Annotated in this window: 3 protein-coding genes and 1 pseudogene; all 4 read right to left on the minus strand. The window is 75.8% G+C overall.

The window, feature by feature from the left end; translation table 11 throughout:
• Positions 1 to 60 precede the first annotated feature (60 nt).
• Positions 61 to 9906: pseudogene (locus tag Dfulv_RS29000) on the minus strand (type I polyketide synthase); the annotation flags it as partial.
• Positions 9907 to 10114: 208 nt separating this feature from the next.
• Positions 10115 to 10324, minus strand: a complete 210-nt coding sequence (locus Dfulv_RS29005) for an MbtH family protein (RefSeq protein WP_406567843.1) — start codon at positions 10322 to 10324, stop codon at positions 10115 to 10117.
• A gap of 17 nt (positions 10325 to 10341) precedes the next feature.
• The gene (locus Dfulv_RS29010) at positions 10342 to 11106 is read right to left on the minus strand and encodes a thioesterase II family protein (RefSeq protein WP_259856788.1); all 765 of its coding nucleotides are present in this window, start codon (positions 11104 to 11106) and stop codon (positions 10342 to 10344) included.
• Positions 11099 to 18940 carry an amino acid adenylation domain-containing protein gene (locus Dfulv_RS29015; RefSeq protein WP_259856790.1) on the minus strand — a complete coding sequence of 2614 codons (7842 nt, stop codon included), beginning with the start codon at positions 18938 to 18940 and terminating at the stop codon, positions 11099 to 11101. The genes Dfulv_RS29010 and Dfulv_RS29015 overlap by 8 nt, the downstream gene beginning before the upstream one ends.
• Between the last annotated feature and the right edge of the window lie 129 nt (positions 18941 to 19069).

Raw genomic sequence — 19069 nt, forward strand, 5'->3', positions numbered from 1 at the left:
ACCCCGGCCACAGTTGTGTCCGCCGGGCGCGGCACGAGAGCCGCGCCCGGCGCGTATCCGTCAGGAGATGCCGAGCTCGCGGTCGATGAGGTCGAACATCTCGTCGTCCGTCGCCGCCTCCAGCTCACCGTCGCCCGCACCGCCCTGCTCGGTGTCGTCCCACCGCCGCAGCAGGTTGCGCAGCCGCTCCGCGACCTGCCGGCGGACGTCCGGGTCGACGTCGCCCTCCGGCAGGGCCGCCGCCAGCGCGTCGAGCGCGGCGAGCGGGCTCACGGCCTCGTCCGGCACCAGCGCGCCGTCGAGGTACTTCGCCAGGGCGGTGGGCGTCGGATGGTCGAACACGACCGTCACCGGCAACCGCAGGCCGGTCGCGGCGGTGAGCTTGTTGCGCAGGTCCACCGCCGTGAGCGAGTCGAAGCCGAGCTCACGGAACGGTCGCGAGGCGTGCACCGTCTCCGCGTCGGCGTAACCGAGCGTGCCGGCGGCATGGCTGCGGACCAGGTGGACCAGTTCCCGCCGCCGGGCGTCGGCGGTGAGCCCGGCGAGGCGCTGCGCCGGTGTCCCGGTGCTGTCGGCGGCGCCGGCCGGTCCGGTGACCTCCGCCGGCGCCCCGGTCGCCGCCGCGTGCGCCTCCGGCAGCTCGTGGAGGAAGGCGCGATGGCGGGACATCGCGTAGAGGGCGCCGAAGCGCTCCCAGTCGACGCGGGCGACGACCAGCGGCCCCTCGCCGCGCTCGACCGTCTCCCACAGCGCGGCGACGGCATGACCGGGGTCCATGCCCAGGACACCGTGCCGGACCAGCCGGGCCGCCTCCGCCGGGTCGACCATCCCGCCGCCGTCCCACGCACCCCACGCCACGCACGTCGCCCGCAGGCCGCGGTCCCGGCGGTGCCGCGCCAGCGCCTCGAGGTAGGCGTTGCCCGCCGCGTACGCGGCCTGGCCCGCGTTGCCCCAGACCCCGGCGCCGGACGAGAAGAGCACGAAGGCGTCGAGCGGCGCCTCGGCCAGCAGGCCGTCGAGGTGGGCCGCGCCCGCCACCTTGGCGCGCAGCACGCCGCCCATGTCGTCGAGGGCCGTCCCGGTCAGGGGCCGCTCCGCGCCGGTCACCCCGGCGGCGTGCACCACGGCGGTGAGCGGCCGGTCGGCGGGCACCGCGTCGAGCAGCCGGCGCAGTGCCTCGCGGTCGGCGACGTCGCACGCCTCGACGGCCACCTCGGCGCCCAGCGCCGTCAGCTCCGCGACGAGATCGGCCGCGCCCGGCGCCGCCATGCCCCGCCGGCTGGTCAGGATCAGCCGCTGCGCGCCGGCGCCGGCGAGCCGGCGCGCCACGTGGGCGCCGAGTGCGCCGGTGCCGCCGGTCACCAGTACCGTCCCCGCCGGCCGCCACGGCGTGCGCGGCGCACCGGCCGCGAGCGGCGCCCGCACGAGACGGCGGCCGAAGACGCCGGCCGGGCGCAGCGCCAGCTGGGCCTCGTCGCCGGCCGTCCCGGCGAGGACCGCACACAGCCGCGCGCCGGTCGTCTCGTCCACCGTGGACGGAAGGTCGACCAGCCCGCCGAAGTGCACCGGGTCGTCCAGGCCCGCCACGAGGCCCATGCCCCACACCAGCGCCTGGATCGGGTGGTCCACCGGGTCGCCGGCGCCCACGGAGACGGCGCCGGAGGTCGCGCACCACAGCGGCGCCGTGACACCGGCGTCGTGCAGCGCCTGGACGATCGCGACCCCGGCCGCCAGCCCGCCGGACACGCCGGGCAACGCGGGGTGCGGCGTCTCGTCGGACGCGAGCAGCGACAGGACTCCGTCGACCGGCCCGGCCGCGGCCGCGGCACGCAGCCGGTCCGCGATACGGTCCCGGTCCGCTTCCGCCACCGGCAGCCGCACAAGCTCGACCGTGGCACCGTGCCGCGCCAGCGCCGCGACAACAGCACCGTGCCGCTCCGACCCCGCGAGGACGGCACCGGTCGGCTCCCGCGCCGGGTCCGGGGCGTCGGCCGCGCCGGTCGGCGCATCCGCTGCCGCGTCGTCCGGGGCTACCACGAGCCAGCGGCCCACGAGGCGCGCCGGGGCCGGCTCCGGCAGCGCCGTCCAGCGCACCGCGTATCGCCAGGAGTCCAGCACGCCGCGCGCCGCCGCCGTCTCGTGCCAGTCGCGCAGGCCGGGCAGCACGGCCGCGACCGCGGCCTCGTCGACCGACAGCGCGCGGGCCAGGCCCGGCAGGTCGGCGTCGCGCACCGCACTCCAGAAGGTGCCGTCGGCGGCCTCGGCCGCGCCGGACACACCGGCGGCCGGGGCGTCGAGCCAGAAGCGGCGCCGCTGGAAGGCGTACGTCGGCAGGTCGACGATCCGCCCGCCGGTGCCGAGCAGCGGCGACCAGTCGACCTCCGGGCCGCGCACGAACAGTTCGGCGACCGAGCGGGCGAACCGGTCGAGGCCGCCCTCACCGCGCCGCAGCGACCCGGTGACCACGTACGGCACGCCGTCGACGGTCGCGTCCGCGGTCTCCTGGACCGGCACGGTGAGCACCGGGTGGGCGCTGCACTCGACGAACACCCGGTAGCCGTCCTCCACCAGCCGCTCCACCGTGTCGGCGAAGCGGACCGGCGCACGCAGGTTGTGGTACCAGTAGCCGGCGTCCAGCTGCGATCCGGCCAGCCACTCCCCCGTCGCCGTCGACAGCATCGGCACGGTGCCGGCGGCGCCGCCGACCCCGGCCAGGCCAGTGCGCAGCGCCTCCTCGACCGCCTCCACCTGCGCGGAGTGCGAGGCGTAGTCGACGTCGACGAGCCGGGCCCGGACGCCGTCCTCGACGCAGGCGGCGACGAAGGCGTGCACAGCCGGTACGACCCCGGAAACCACGACCGCCGTCGGGCCGTTGACCACGGCGACCTCCAGCCCGCCGCCGAGCGCCTCGATGCGCTGCCGCACCTCGGCGACGGGCAGCGCCACCGACGCCATCGCACCGGTGCCGGCGAGCGTGACGATGGCGCGGCTGCGCACGGCGACGATACGCGCGGCGTCGTCGAGGGAGAGCATCCCGGCGACGCAGGCGGCGGCGATCTCGCCCTGCGAGTGGCCGACCACGGCGTCGGGCCGCACGCCGAACGAGCGCCACAGCGCGGCGAGGGACACCATGACCGCCCACGAGGCGGGCTGGACGACGTCGACCCGGTCGAGGCCGGGTGCGCCCTCGGCACCGCGCAGCACCGCCTGCAACGACCAGTCGACGTGCGGGGCGAGCGCCCGCTCGCAGTCCTCGATCGCCGCGCGGAACACCGCGGACGTGTCGACGAGGTCCACCGCCATGCCGGCCCACTGGGCGCCCTGGCCGGGGAAGACGAAGACGACCCGGCCGTCGACGTCGGCGGTGCCGCGCACCGTCCCCGCCGCTTCGCCGCCGTCCGCGAGCGCGGTGAGCTCGGCGACGGGGTCGCCGAGGACGACGGCCCGCCGGGGCAGCAGCGACCGCGTGGCCACCAGCGACCGGGCCACGCCGGCCACGCCGGCCGGATCGGGTGCCGCGCCGTCTTCACCGGTCAGCAGGTCGCGGAGGCGGGCCGCCTGGGCGGCCAGCGCGGGCGTGCTGTGCGCGGTGACGACGAGCGGCACGACCCGCGCGGGTTCCGCGGCGGGCTCGGGCGCCGGCGCGACGGACGGCTCGGCGGGCTCGGGCGCCTGCTCGACGATGACGTGGGCGTTGGTGCCGCTGATGCCGAACGACGACACCCCGGCCCGCCGGGGACGGCCGGTGTCGGGCCAGTCCCGCGCCGCGGTGAGCAGCTCCACGGCGCCGGCGGACCAGTCCACGTGCGGCGACGGCGCGTCGGCGTGCAGGGTCCGCGGCAGCCGGCCGTGGCGCATCGCGAGCACCATCTTGATCACGCCGCCGATGCCGGCCGCCGTCTGCGTGTGGCCGACGTTCGACTTCAGCGACCCGAGCCACAGTGGACGGCCCGGGTCGCGCTCCTGGCCGTACGTGGCGAGCAGCGCCTGCGCCTCGATCGGGTCGCCGAGCAGCGTGCCGGTGCCGTGCGCCTCGACGGTGTCCACGTCCCGCGCCGCCAGCCCGGCGGCGGCGAGCGCGTTGCGGATGACCCGCTGCTGGGCGGGGCCGTTGGGAGCGGTCAGCCCGTTCGAGGCGCCGTCCTGGTTGACGGCGGAGCCGCGCACGACGGCGAGCACGCGGTGGCCGTTGCGGACCGCGTCGGAGTGCCGCTCCAGCATCACCATGCCGGCCCCCTCGGCGAGGCCGAACCCGTCCGCGCCCGCGCCGAACGCCTTGCACCGGCCGTCGCGCGCCAGGCCCCGTTGCCGGCTGAACCCGACGAACTGCGCCGGCGTCGACATCACCATCGCCGCACCGGCCAGTGCCAGGTCGCACTCCCCGCGGCGCAGCGACTCGACCGCGAGGTGCAGCGCCACCAGCGACGACGAGCATGCGGTGTCGACGGTGACCGCCGGGCCCTCCAGCCCCAGCACGTAGCTGATCCGCCCGGAGGCGACGCTGGACGCCCCGCCGGTGACGAGGTAGCCCTCCATGCCCTCCGAGCCCCCCGAGCCGGCCTGCAGCCGCGACCCGTACGCCTGGTCGGCCATGCCGACGAACACACCGGTACGGGTGCCGCGCAGCGACGCCGGGGCGATCCTCGCGTGCTCGCTCGCGTCCCAGGCGACCTCCAGCAGCAGCCGCTGCTGCGGGTCCATGGCGCGGGCCTCACGCGGGCTGACGCCGAAGAACTCGGGGTCGAAGTCGGCGGCGTCGTAGAGGAAGCCGCCGTGGCGGACGTAGGTCGTACCGGCGCGGTCGGGGTCCGGGTCGTACAGGGCGGCGAGGTCCCAGCCGCGGTCGGTCGGCATCGGGCCCACCGCGTCGGTCTCGTCGACGAGGAGCCGCCAGAGATCGTCGGGATTTTGTACGCCACCCGGGTACCGGCAGCCGATGCCCACGATGACCACGGGATCGGCCCGGTCCACGACGGGGACGGGCACGGCGGCCGGCGACTCGGGCGACTCGCCGAGCAGTTCCGCGCGCAGGAACCGGGCCAGGTGCACCGGGGTCGGGTGGTCGAACACGGCGGTCGCCGGCAGGCGCAGGCCGGTCGCGGCGCCGAGCGCGTTGCGCAGTTCGACCGCCGACAGCGAGTCGAAGCCCAGCTCCATGAAGGCGCGCCGGGACTCGACGGTCTCCGCCGAGTCGTGGCCGAGGACCCGTGCGACCTGCGCGCGGACCAGGTCGAGCAGCGCGCGGTCGCGGTCGGCGGCGCCGAGCCCGGCGAGACCGCGGGCCAGCTCGCCGCCGGTGGTGCCGGCCGGCTCAGGTGGCGCGTCGAGCGTCCGGCGCACCTCCGGCAGTTCGCCGAGCAGCGGGCTGGGCCGGGCGCCGCAGAACACGGCCGCGAACCGCTCCCAGTCGACGTCGGCCACCGCGATCGTGGTGTCGTCGTGGTCGAGCAGCTGCTGGAGGGCGTGCATCGACGGCTCGGGGTCGATCAGCGGGACGCCCCGGCGGCGCAGCGTGTCCTCGAGGGAGCCGGCGATCATGCCGCCGCCCGCCCAGGGACCCCACGCGACCGAGTGCGCGGTGACGCCCTCGGCCCGCTGCCGTTCGGCGAGCGCGTCCAGGTGGGCGTTGGCCGCCGCGTACGCGCCGTGGTCGCCGACGCCCCACATCGCGGCGATCGACGAGAAGTACACGACGGTGTGCAGCGCCTCCCGGTCGAGCAGGGCGTCGAGGTGCAGCGCGCCCGCGACCTTGCCCTCGGCGACGCGCGCCATTCCCTCGACGGTCAGCTCGCCCAGCGGCGCGAGGTCGGCGACGCCGGCGGTGTGCATGACGGTCCGGATCGGCCGGCCGCGCGCCGCGCACCCGGCGACGAGTTCCTCGACGGCGGCCCGGTCGGCGACGTCGCACGCGACGACGGTGGCCTCCGCGCCGAGGTCGGCGAGCTCCGCGACGAGGTCCGCGGCGCCGGGTGCGGCGGCACCGCGACGGCTGGTCAGCACCAGGCTGCGGGCGCCGGCGCGGGCCAGCCAGCGGGCCACGTGGCCGCCGAGGGCGCCCGTGCCGCCGGTGACGAGCACCGTGCCCTCCGGACGCCAGGTGCGGGCCGGTGCCGCGGCGCCGGTGCCGGCGTGCACCAGCCGCCGGGCGAAGATCCCGGCCGGGCGGATCGCGACCTGGTCCTCGGCGCCGCCGAGCACGTGGCACAGGGCGGCGAGATCGGCCTGCGCGGGCTCCGCCGGCAGGTCGGCGAGGCCGCCCCAGCGCTGCGGGTGCTCCAGGGCCGCGACCCGGCCGAGGCCCCAGGTCTGGGCCTGCTCGGGTGCCTCGGGCGCGGCGCCGTCGACGGCGACGGCGCCGCGCGTCACGCACCACAGCGGCGCGGCGGCGCCGACGTCGTCGAGGGCCTGCAGGAGCAGAAGGTTGGCGGCGACCCCGGCGGGCACCACCGGGTGGTCGGCGCGGGGCCGGCCGTCGACGGCCAGCAGCGACAGGAACCCGGCGGGCTCGTCGCCGTCCAGCGCGGCCCGCAGCACGTCGGCGAGTTGGTCCCGGCCGGTGTCCCGCCCGTCGACCGCGACCGCACGGACGGCCGCGCCGGCCGCGCCGAGCGCCGCGGCCACCGGCTCGGCGAGCGGACCGCCGGCGGGGTGGACGACCAGCCACAGCCCGCCGGGACGGCCGGCGGGCGCGGCGGGCAGCACGTCCCAGCGCACGCGGTAGCGCCAGCCGTCGACCTGGCCGCGGATCGCCCGCTGCTCGTGCCAGGTCCGCAGCGCGGGCAGCACGGCCGCGACGGCCGCCGGCTCGGCCGACAGCACACCGGCGAGGCCGTCGGCGTCCGCCTGCTCGACCGCGGTCCAGAACTCGCCGTCGAGTGCGTCGGCGGCGGCCGTGGCGCGCTCGTCCAGCAGGGGCGCCTCCAGCCAGTACCGCTGCCGCTGGAATGCGTAGGTGGGCAGGTCGACCGTGCGCCGCCCGGCGCCGAGCACCGCGGCCCAGTCGACGTCGGCGCCGTGGCACCACAGCGCGCCGAGCGAGGCGAGGAACCGGTCGGTCCCGCCGTCGTCGCGGCGCAGCGTGCCGGTGACAAAACCTTCGCCGCCGAGCTCGTCGAGCGTGTCCTGGATGCCGACGGTCAGCACCGGATGCGGGCTCACCTCGACGAACTCCGTCACGCCCCGCCCGGCGAGCGTGCGCACGGCGTCGGCGAAGCGCACCGTGTGGCGCAGGTTGCGGTACCAGTACTCGGCGCCGGCGAACTCGACCCCCGTGAGGTCGGCGCCGACGGTCGAGTGCATCTCGATCGTCCCCGTCCGCGGTGCGACCGGGGCGAGCACCTCCAGCAGCCGGTCGTGGATCGCCTCGACCTGGACGCCGTGGGAGGCGTAGTCGACGTCGACGCGGCGCACCCGTACACCGTCCGCGGCACACGCCGCCATGAACTCCTCGAGGGCGGCGACCTCGCCGGAGACCACCACCGCCGCCGGGCCGTTCACGGTCGCCACCCCGAGCCGCCCGGCCCACGGCGCGATCCGGTCCGTCACCTCCGGCTCGGGCAGCGCGACCGACGCCATGCCGCCCTGCCCGGCCAGCACCGCGAGCGACTGGCTGCGCAGCAGGACCACGCGTGCCGCGTCCTCCAGCGACAGCACGCCGGCCACGCAGGCGGCGGCGATCTCACCCTGGGAGTGCCCGACCACCACGTCGGGCTCGACCCCGCGGGAGCGCCACAGCTCGGCGAGGGAGACCATGACCGCGAAGAGCACGGGCTGGACGACGTCGACCCGCTCCAGCGGCCCGGCCGCCCGCAGCACCGCGGTCAGCGACCAGTCGGCCAGCGGCGCGAACGCCTCCTCGCAGCGCGCGATCGACGCCGCGAACACCGGCTCGCTGTCGAGCAGGTCGACGGCCATGCCGGCCCACTGCGAACCCTGGCCCGGAAACACGAACGCCACCCTGCCGCCGGGGCGGGCCGGTCCGGCCAGCGGTGCGGCGCCCGCGAGGTCCAGCAACTGCTCCCGCACCACCGCCCGGTCGCGACCCACGACCACGGCCCGGTCCGGCAGGGCCGCCCGGGTCGCCGCCAGCGACCAGGCGACGTCGGCCAGATCCTGCTCCGGATGGGCGTCGAGGTGCTCCGCCAGCCGGCGGGCCTGCGCCCGCAGCCCGGCCGGGCCGCGCCCCGACACCGGGACCGCCACGACGGCCGGGGCCGGGCCGGGCGGCGGCACCGGCTCGCCGGCGGGCGCCTCCAGGATCACGTGCGCGTTGGTACCGCTGACCCCGAACGACGACACCGCCGCCCGGCGGGGCCGCTCGACGGCGGGCCAGTCGCGCGCCTCGGTCAGCAGCTCGACCGCGCCGGCCGACCAGTCGACGTGCGACGAAGGGGCGGAGACGTGCAGGGTGCGCGGCAGCGTGCCGCGCCGCATCGCCAGCACCGTCTTGATCACGCCGCCGACGCCGGCCGCCGCCTGCGTGTGGCCGACGTTCGACTTCAGCGAGCCCAGCCACAGCGGGTGCGCGGCGTCGCGCTCCCGCCCGTACGTGGCCAGTAGCGCCTGCGCCTCGATCGGGTCACCCAGCGGGGTGCCGGTGCCGTGTGCCTCCACCATGTCCACATCGGACGCCGCCAGTCCGGCGTCGGCGAGCGCCGCGCGGATGACCCGCTGCTGCGACGGGCCGTTCGGGGCGGTCAGCCCGTTGGAGGCGCCGTCCTGGTTCAGCGCCGAGCCGCGCACCACCGCCAGCACCGGATGGCCGGCCCGCCGCGCGTCCGACAGCCGCTCCAGCACCAGCATGCCCGCGCCCTCGCCCCAGCCGGTGCCGTCGGCGTCGTCGGAGAACGCCTTGCACCGCCCGTCGGGTGACAGGCCGCGTTTGCGGCTGAACTCCATGAGCACACCGGGGGTGGACATGACGGTGACCCCACCGGCGAGGGCGAGCTCGCATTCGCCCGCTCGCAGCGCCTGTACGGCCAGATGCAGCGCGACGAGCGACGAGGAGCAGGCGGTGTCGACGGTGACCGCGGGCCCCTCCATGCCGAGGGTGTAGGAGATCCGGCCGGAGGCGACGCTGTTGAGGCTGCCGGTCAGCAGGTAGCCGTGCATGCCTTCGGCGGGCCGGTGCAGGGCCGGGCCGTAGTGGGTGTACGGGACGCCGACGTAGACGCCGCCCGCCCGGCCCGCGACCGACAGCGGGTCGATGCGCGCCGACTCGAGCGCCTCCCAGGCGACCTCCAGCAGCAGCCGCTGCTGCGGGTCCATGCCCAGCGCCTCGCGCGGGCTGATGCCGAAGAACGCGGCGTCGAACTGGGCCGCGTCGTGCAGGAACGAGCCGTGCCGGGTGCAGCAGGTGCCGACGTTGTCCGGGTCGGGGTGGTACAGCTCGGCGACGTTCCAGCCACGGTCCGTCGGGAAGGTGCTCGCCGCGTCGACCCCGCCGGCCACGAGGTCCCACAACGCCTCCGGCGAGTCGACCCCTCCCGCGTAGCGGCACGCCATGCCGACGATGACAACGGGGTCGTCCGGGTCCGCCGGGGACCGGCGCCGCGCGGCCGGTCCGGCAGGGTTCCCGGGACGGTCGCCGAGGAGCCCGTCGCGCAGGAAGCCGGCGACCGCGGCCGGCGTCGGGTAGTCGAAGAGCAGCGTGGCCGGGATCCGCAGTCCCGTCGCCGCGGCGAGCCCCTCCCGCAGCGCGGTGCCGATCGCGCGGTACACGCCGATGCGCCGGAACGCCGCGTCCGCGGCCACCGGCCCCGGCTTTCCGGTCGCCGCGACGACTTCGGCCCGGACCAGGTCGAGCAGGATCCGGTCCCGGTCGGCGTCGGTGGCGGCGCGCAGCCGCCGCAGCAGCTCGCCGGGCCCACCGGGCCGCGTTTCGTCGACAGTGTGTTCCTGCGCCATGGCTGCACCGCCTTGTGAGAGAAAACCCGGGCGGCGTACCGGCGTCGGGGCCCACCGGGCATGAGCGGGGGAAGCCGAGTATCGCCCGGAACGGATGTGGACCGGCCCGGCGCCGAACGTTCTCTAGCAGAACGCTTAGCCGTCGAGGCGGGCGCACAACGCAGCAACCGCCGGGCCGCGCGAGGCGGGCCGGCGGTCGGCAAAAGGGTCAGGCGGTCTGGGCTTCCAGCTGGCGGCGCAGGCTCAGCGGGCGCATGTCGGTCCACACCTCGTTGACGTGGGCCAGGCACTCCTCCTTCGGGCCCGAGAAGCCCGCGTCGCGCCAGCCGGCCGGGATGTCACGGCCCTCCGGCCAGATCGAGTACTGCTCCTCGTCGTTGACCACCACCGTGTACCGGCGGGTGTCGTCCTCTTCCATCAGCTTCCTCCAAGGGGTCAGCGCAGGGCCAGTTCGTCGGCGAGCCGGCCGATGACGAGCTGGGGGTGGTCGATGACGGCGAAGTGGTCGCCGTCCAGGACCTGGCGGTCGAAGCGGCCGGTCGTCACCGTGGCCCAGCCGTCGAGGTCGGCGGCGCCGACGTTGCCGTCGCGCGTGCCGGCGTAGGCGCTCACCGGGCAGGTCAGCGGCGGGCCGGGCGCCGGGCGGTACTGCTCGACCATGCCCATGTCGGCGCGCAGCACCGGCAGGAACACCGCGCCGATCTGCGGATCGTCGAGGATCTCGTCCGGGATGCCGCCGTGCCGCGCCTGCATGGCCCGGCCGAACTCCTGGTCGCTCAGGTGGCTGACCCGGGGCAGCAACGCGGCGCCGCCGGGCGGGCGGGCCGCCGCGACGACCAGCCGCACCGGCGACAGCAGGTAGTGGCGGTGGAGGTACCGGGCCAGCTCGTAGGCGACGAGGGCGCCCATGCTGTTGCCGAGCAGCGCGAACGGCACGTCGAGGCTGGGCAGCACCGCCTCGGCGAGGGCGGGCACGAGGTCCACGATGCCGGTCGGCAGCGGCTCGCCGAAGCGGGTCTCCCGGCCGGGCAGCTGCACCGGGCACACCTCCATGCCGTACGGCACGTGGTGCTGCCAGGTGCGGAAAGCGGAGGCCGCGCCGCCCGCGTGCGGCAGGCAGAACAGCCGCAGCGCGGTGTCGGCGGCCGACCGGCGGTTGGGCAGCCACGGGGTCTGCCCCGCATACAGGGTGTCATTCACCAGCGGTCACCGTCTTTCGGCAGCAGCGGGCACCGGGATCGGCCGCGACCTGCGCCAGCAGCGCGACGTAGCGCTCCGCGAGGTCCTGTGCGGTCTCGTCGTCGAACAGGTCGGTACTGTACTCGAGCAGCCCGTCGACGCCGAGGCAGGCGCCGTCCGGTCCGATCCGCTCGCGCAGCATCACGTTGAGGTCGAACTTGGCGGTCGTCGACGCGGTCGGTTCGATCCGCAGCCGGAGGCCCGGCAGGTCGAAGCCGCCCCGTTCGGTGTCGTCGGCGACGATCATGACCTGGAAGAGCGGGTGCCGGGAGCTGGACCGGGCCGGGTTGAGCGCCTGGACCAGGTGCTCGAAGGGCGTGTCCTGGTGCGCGTACGCCTCCAGGTCGGCGTCGCGGACGCGGGCGAGCAGGTCCGTGAACGTCGGGTCGCCGGAGGTGTCGGTGCGCAGGACGATCGTGTTGGCGAAGAAGCCGATGAGGCCGTCCAGCGCCTCGTCGGGCCGGCCGGCGACCGGGGTGCCGAGCGGGATGTCGGTGCCGGCGCCCACCTGCGTCAGCAACGCCGCCAGGGCCGCCTGCGCGGCCATGAACACGCTGGCGCGGCTGCCCCGGGCGACGTTCGCCAGCGCGGCGTGCGCGTCCGGGTCGACGGTGAACGTGACACCCCGCCCCGCGGACGACGCCGCGGCCGGGCGGGGCCGGTCGAACGGCAGCGCCAGCTCGGCCGGCATGCCCGCGAGGGTCCGCCGCCAGTACGCCAGCTGCCGCGCCAGCAGGCTGCGCGGGTCGCGCGCCGAGCCCAGCAGCTCCTGCTGCCACAGGGTGTAGTCGGCGTACTGCGCGGGCAGCGGTTCCCACCGGACCCGGCCGCCGGCACGGCGTGCCCCGTAGGCGCGGGCCAGGTCGGCCGCGAGCGGCACCATCGACCAGCCGTCGCAGGCGATGTGGTGCAGTACGACCGTCAGCACGTGCTCGGCGTCGTTCAGCCGGAACAGCCAGGCCCGCAGCGGCAGGTCCTCGTCGAGCCGGAACGCGGTGGCGGCCGCGGCGGCCTGCTCGGCGGCGAGACCGTGCGGGCCGCAGTCGACGACCCGCATCCGCACGGCGGCACCGTCGGCCGGCCGGACCTGCTGGGTCGGGACGCCGCCGACCTCGAGGACCGTGGTGCGCAGGCTCTCGTGCCGGGCGACGACGTCGGTCAGCGCCCCGGCGAGCGCTTCGGCATCAAGGTCGCCGGTGAGCCGGATCGACACCGGCACGTTGTACGTGGCGCTGGGACCGGTCAGCCGGTACAGGAACCACAGCCGCTGCTGCGCCGGCGACAGCGGCACGACGTCGGGCCGGACCCCCTGGACGAGCGCCGGGCGGGCGGTGCCCCGCACGCCGGTGAGCTGAGCGGCGAGGCCCGCCGGGGTCGGCGCGTCGAACACCGCCCGCACCGGTAGCTCCACGCCGAACGCCGCACGGATCCGGCTGACGAGCCGGACGGCGAGCATGGAGTGCCCGCCGAGCGCGAAGAAGTCGTCCTCGACGCCGAGGCCGGGGCGGTCCAGGACCTCCGCCCACACCTGGAGCATCGCGTCCTCGGCGGGGCTGCGCGGTGCGACGTATTCGGTGTGGACGGGTGTGTCGTCGGGTGGTGCTGGGAGGCGTTTGTAGTCGATTTTGCCGCTGGACAGTTGGGGCATTGCCGGCAGGGTCACGATCACCGACGGCACCATGTATTCGGGCAGCCGGGTGCGTAGCCAGGTGCGTAGTTCTTGGGGGTCGGTGGGGTTGTCGGTGGGGGTGATGTAGGCGATGAGGCGGTCGTTGGTGGTGGTGACGGCGGCGTGGCGGGCGCGTTGGGTGAGGGTGGCTTCGATTTCGCCGAGTTCGATGCGGTGGCCGCGGAGTTTGATTTGTCGGTCGAGGCGGCCGAGGAAGTCGATGCGTCCGTCGGTGCGCCAGCGGGCGAGGTCGCCGGTGCGGTAGAGGCGGCTGCCGGGTGGGCCGTAGGGGTCGGGGGTGAATCGGTCGGCGGTGAGGTCGGGGCGGCCGAGGTAGCCGCGGGCGAGTTGGATGCCGCCGATGCACAGTTCGCCGGGCACTCCGACGGGCTGGAGGCGCAGGCTTGTGTCGAGGATGTAGGCGCGGACGTTGGTGGTGGGTGTGCCGATCGGGACGCGGGGGTCGCCGTCGAGCCGGCACCGGTCGACGGTCACGTTGACCGCGGTCTCGGTCGGCCCGTAGGCGTTGTAGAGGTCGGCGCCGAGCAGCGTCAGGCACTGGGCCCGTAGTTCGGGGGTGAGTGCTTCGCCGGCGCTTTTGATGACGCGGAGGGCTGGTAGGGGTGTGTTGCCGCCGTGGGCGAGGAGTGCGGCGAGCATGGTGGGCACGAACCGGACGTATGTGACGTTTTCGGTGGCGAGGAGTGTGCGGAGGTAGGTGGGGTCGCGGTGGCCGCCGGGGTCGGCGATGACGAGGCGGGCGCCGGCGGTGAGGGTTGCGAAGATTTCGACGACGGAGTCGTCGAAGGTGACGTTGGTTTTGAACAGTACGGTGGCGGTGGGGTTGAGGCCGAACCGGTCGATCTGCCAGTGGATCTGGTTGTGTGCGGCGCGGTGGCTGATCATGACGCCTTTGGGCCGGCCGGTCGAGCCTGAGGTGTAGAAGACGTATGCGAGGTGGTCGGGGAGCACGCCGGACGGTGGGCAGGGCGCGGGGTGGGCGGCGATGGCGTCGGCGTGTTCGTCGACGAGGATCGTCGCGGTCGGTCGTGCCTGGAGGATGCCGGCGAGGTCCGCGGTGGTGACGACGAGCGCCGCGGCGGCGTCGTCGAGGACCATCGCGGTGCGCTCGGCCGGGTGGTCGGGGTCGAGGGGGAGGTACGGCGCGCCGGCGCGGACGACGGCGACGATCGCGACGACCAGGTCGATACCGCGGTGCAGCAGGACACCGACCGGCCGGTCCGGTGTCGCGCCCGCCGCGCGGAGGTGTCCGGCGAGGCGGTCGACCCGTCCGGCCAGTTCGCGGTATGTCACCCGGTGGCCGCCGTGCACCAGCGCGACGTCGTCGGAGTCCGCGCGTGCGGTGATCGCCGCGGTGAGGTCGGCCGGGCCGGGGTACTCCCGCACCGGGCCCTGCCAGGCCTCGGTCACCAGCACCCGTTCGGCGTCGTCGAGGACGTCGAGGTCGGCGCAGCGCACGTCGGGATCGGCGGCGACCGTGCCGAGGACCCGCATCAGCCTGGCCACGAGCTGCGCCGCGTCGGCGGCGTCGAACAGCTCGGTGCGGTACCGCAACTCGGCCCGGACACCGTCGCAGCGACCGCCGGGACCGTAGCGCTCGCGCAGCACGAGGACAAGGTCGAACTGCGCCGTGGTCGCGGCGATCGGTTCCTCCGTCACCCGGAGACCGGGCAGCTCGGCGCCGACCTGCTCGGTCCCGTCGGCGACGAGCATCACCTGGAACAGCGGATGGCGGCCCTCGGCGCGGGGCGGGTTGAGCGCGAGCACCAGCTGCTCGAACGGCACGTCCTGGTGCGCGAGCGCGGCCAGGTCCGTCGTACGCACCCGGTCCAGCAGTTCGCGGAAGGTGGGGTCGCCCGAGGTGTCGGTACGCAGGACGAGGGTGTTGACGAAGAACCCGATCAGGTCCTCGAGCGCGTCGTCGAGCCGGCCGGCGACCGGGCTGCCGATCGGGATGTCGGTGCCGGCGCCGAGCCTGGTCAGCAGCGCGGCCAGGGCGGCCTGCACGACCATGAAGACGCTGCCCCGCTCCTGGCGGGCCAGCCGGGCCAGTCCCTCGTGCAGGCCGGCGTCGATGGTGAAGCGGACGTCGGCACCGTCGGCGCTGTGCGGGCCGGGCCGGCGGCCGGCCCCCGGCAGCTCGAGCGCCGGTGGCGCGCCGGCCAGCGTGGACCGCCAGAAGTCGAGCTGGCGCGAGACCAGGCTGTCCGGGTCGGTGTCGCCGCCCAGGAGCCGCTGCTGCCAGAGGGTGTAGTCGGCGTACTGCACCGGCAGCGGCGACCACGCGGGTGCCGTGCCGGCCGAGCGGGCGGCGTAGGCGGCGGTGAGGTCCCGGGCGAGCGGCCCGATCGACCAGGCGTCGGCGGCGATGTGGTGCAGGACCGCGACCACCACGTGCTCGTGCGCGCCGAGCGCGAAGAGGTGGACCCGCAGCGGCAGGTCGGCGGCCAGGTCGAACGGCTGCGCGGCGGCCTCCGCGACCATGGCGGCGACGCCGTCCGGCGCGACCCGTTCGGTCACGAACGGCACCCGCACCGTGCCGGCCGGCGCGATCCGCTGCACGGCCGAGCCCTCGACGGTGCGCACCGTGGTACGCAGGGACTCGTGGCGGGCCACCACGTCGTCGAACGCCGCACGCAACGCGTCGGGGTCCAGGGCTCCGGTGAGGCGCAGCGCCAGCGGGATGTTGTAGGTGGCGGCGGGCCCCTCGAACTCGTGCAGGAACCACAGCCGCTGCTGCGCCGGTGACAGCGGCACGGTCGACGGGCGCGGCTCGACGGCGGTGAGCGCGGGCCGGACGGCGGCCGGTGCGTCGAACCGCGCGGCCAGGCCGGCGATCGTCGGCGTCTCGAACAGGTCCCGGATGGCCAGTTCCCGGCCGAGCACCGCGCGGACCCGGCTGACGAGCCGCGTCGCGACCAGCGAGTGCCCGCCGAGGGCGAAGAAGTCGTCCGTCACGCCGACCCGGTCGCGCTCCAGGACCGCCGACCAGACCTCGGCGAGCCGGCGTTCGAGGTCGGTACGCGGTGCGACGTACTCGCGCCGGGCCGAGACGACCGCGCCGGTACCGGCGGCGAGCAGGGCCGCCCGGTCGACCTTGCCGTTGCGGCTGACCGGCAGCGCGTCGTGCAGCACGTAGCCGTCGGGCACCATGTAGCGGGGCAGCCGGTCGCTGAGCCGCTCGTGCCACTCGACGAGCGTCTGCCCGGCGGGGCGGGCCGCCACGTGCGCGACGAGCCGGTCGCCGCCGTCGTCGCCGCCGGGGTGCGCCACCACGACGGCGGCCGCGAGGCCGGTGACCGTGCGCAGGGCCGCCTCGACCTCGCCGAGCTCGATCCGGTAGCCGCGGATCTTGAGCTGCTGGTCCTGCCGGCCGAGGTACTCGATGACGAGGCGGTCGCCGCGGCGGCGGTGGCGGGCGAGGTCGCCGGTCCGGTAGAGCCGCTCGCCCGGGCGCTCGGCGTAGGGGTGCGGGACGAACGCGTCCGCGGTGAGGTCGGGGCGCCCGGCGTACCCGCGGGCGAGGCCGCCGCCGACGTACAGCGTGCCGGGCACCCCGGCGGGCACCGGCCGCAGGTCGTCGTCGAGGACGTACGCCTCGGCGTTGGGGTACGGCCCGCCGACGAGGCACACGCCGCCGTGGTCGAGGTCGCTGTCGTGGACCAGGTAGGTACTGTCGATCGTCGCCTCGGTCAGCCCGTACGAGTTGACGACCTCACCGTCCGGGCCGAGCAGCGCCCGCATGCGGGTCAGGTCGTCGGCGTCGACGTGGTCGGAGCCGACGATCAGCAGCCGCATCCCGTCGAGGCGCTCGCCGGCCGCGGCGGCGTGCTCGGCCAGGCGCCGGGCGACCAGCGGCACGAACTCCGCGCAGTCGACCTCCTCGCGGCGCATCAGGTCGAGCAGCCGCTCGGGCTGTAGCAGCAGGTCGCGCGGGCACAGCACCAGCCGGGCGCCGGAGCACAGCGCGCGGGTGAGGTCGCCGACGAAGACGTCGAAGCCGAAGTTGGCCATCTGCAGGACCGAGCGGATCCGGCCGGGCAGCCGGTAGGCGGACTCCCATCCGCGGTACACCGACAGCAGCGTGTCGTCGCCGACCATGACGCCCTTGGGGCGCCCGGTCGAGCCGGAGGTGTAGATGAGGTACGCCAGCGCACCGGCTGGGCGGGCCCGGCGGGGCGCCGCCTCCTGCGGGCCGGTGTCCTCGACGTCGACGCAGGTGATGCCGGTACCGTCGAACTCGCCGGCGAGCGCGACGGTGGTGACCGCCAGGCCGGCCTCGGCGTCGGCGACGACGGCACGGCGGCGCGCGATCGGCGTGTCCGCGTCGAGCGCAACGAAGGCGGCGCCGGCCTTCCAGATGCCGAGCACCGCCACGACCAGCGCCGCCGAGCGGGGCAGGAGCACCGCGACCCGCTGCTCCGGACCGGCGCCGAGCCGGCGCAGCCGGGTGGCGAGGGCCTCGGCCCGCGTGTCGAGCTCCGCGTAGGACAGCCGCTCGTCGCCGTGGACCACGGCGAGCGCATCGGGCGTCCGCGTGGCCCGCGCCTCGAACAGCTCCAGGACGTTGCCGGCGCCGGTCGCCGCGGTGCGCGGGCCGCGGGCCGCTGCCAGCAGCGTCTCGCGGGCGGCCGGCGGGACGATCTCCAGCGCTTCGAGCGGCTCGTCGGTGCGGTGGGTGATCTCGCGCAGCAGTTGCTCGTACATGCCGGCGAAGCCGCGCACGGTCGCCTCGTCGAACAGCGCCGTGTCGTACTCGAACAGCACCGTCATCGCCCGGCCGATGCACAGCACGTCGACGAACAGGTCGAGCTTCGCGAACGACGGCGGGGTGGGCAGCACCGTGGCCCGCATGCCGGTCGGGTGCGGCATCGAGCGGGCGCGGTCGAGGTTGAAGAACGTGCGGAACAGCGGGGTCCGGTCGGCCTCCGCGCCGTCCTCGCGCAGCAGGTCGACGCTGAAGTCGGGGTGGTCGTAGGCGTCGATGAGGTCCCGCTGGACGGCGCGCAGGTAGTCGCGGGCGCTGGCCCGGCCGCCGCCGGCGACCCGGATCGGCAGCACGGTGTTGCAGTGCCCGACGAGCCGGTCGTCGCCGGGGTGGTCGCGCTCGGCGACCGGCACGCCGACGACGACGTCGTCCTGGGCGGTCAGCCGGTGCAGCAGGTGCGCGTACGCGCCGAACAGGACGGTGAAGGCCGTGGTGCCGAGCTGCCGGGCGCGGTCGGTGACGGCGTCGGCGACGGCCTGGTCGACGGCGAGCTCGATGCGCGCCGCCCGGCCGGTGCCCTTGGCCGGGCGCGGCCGGTCGAGCGGCAGCCGCAGCACCGGGCGGGGGCCGCGGAGGCGTCCGGTCCAGTAGTCGGCGGCGGCCCGGCCGGTCCCGCTCGCGCGGCGGGCCGCCTGCCGGGCGACGTGGTCACGGTAGGCGGGCGCTGCCGCCAGTCCGGCCGGGGTGCCGGCCCGGTCCTGTTCGTACAGCCGGAGCAGCTCGTCGACCACGACAACAAACGACCAGCCGTCGACCACGCTGTGGTGGACCAGCAGGTGGAGCTGGTGGTGCTCGGGGGCGAGCCGCAGCAGCGCGGCGCGCACGAGCGGGCCCGCCACGAGGTCGAAGCTCTCCTGGACCCGCTCGTCCAGCCAGGCGAGGCGCCGCGCGTCCGGCTCGCCGGTGAGGTCCACGAGCGGCAGGCCGACCGGTACCTCGGGAAGCACCCGCTGGTGCGAGCCGTCCGGCGCGAAGACGGTACGGAAGCTGTCGTGCCGCGCGACGACGGCGGCCAGCGCCCGGTGCAGGGCGGCCGGGTCGAGCGGGCCGGTCAGGTCCAGCAGCACCGCTTCGTTGTAGGCGCGTGCGGAGCCGGCACCGACCTGCTCGAGGAACCAGATCTCACGCTGCGTGACGGACAGCGGATAGGTGGGCGGCGCCACAGGCGGCAGCGGCGGCGGGGACGGCGGGGCCGGGTGGGTCACGGCGATGCTGTCGTTCTCCAGCAGCAGGGCGTGGACCTGGGCCATCACCCGCGCGTGCACGTCCAGCAGCCTGCCGACCGAGCGCTCGATCGCCGCCTGGGGCTCACCTGTGTGTTCGTCGATCGCCCGCACGAGTCCCTCATTCCGACGTCGTTGCCGGGACCGAACCTAGGTGCGGCGCGCTAGCACATTTCCCAAACTTCACGGGTTCACCCTCTTCACCCTCCGGGCTCACCTGCCCCCGGACCTACCGCTCCTAAC

The organism is Dactylosporangium fulvum, assembly GCF_025137375.1.
Classification (GTDB): domain Bacteria; phylum Actinomycetota; class Actinomycetes; order Mycobacteriales; family Micromonosporaceae; genus Dactylosporangium; species Dactylosporangium fulvum.

Coding starts and splice junctions, on each gene's coding strand:
- Dfulv_RS29005 (WP_406567843.1), bottom strand. CDS start 10,324: ATGGAAGAGGACGACACCCGCCGGTACACGGTGGTGGTCAACGACGAG.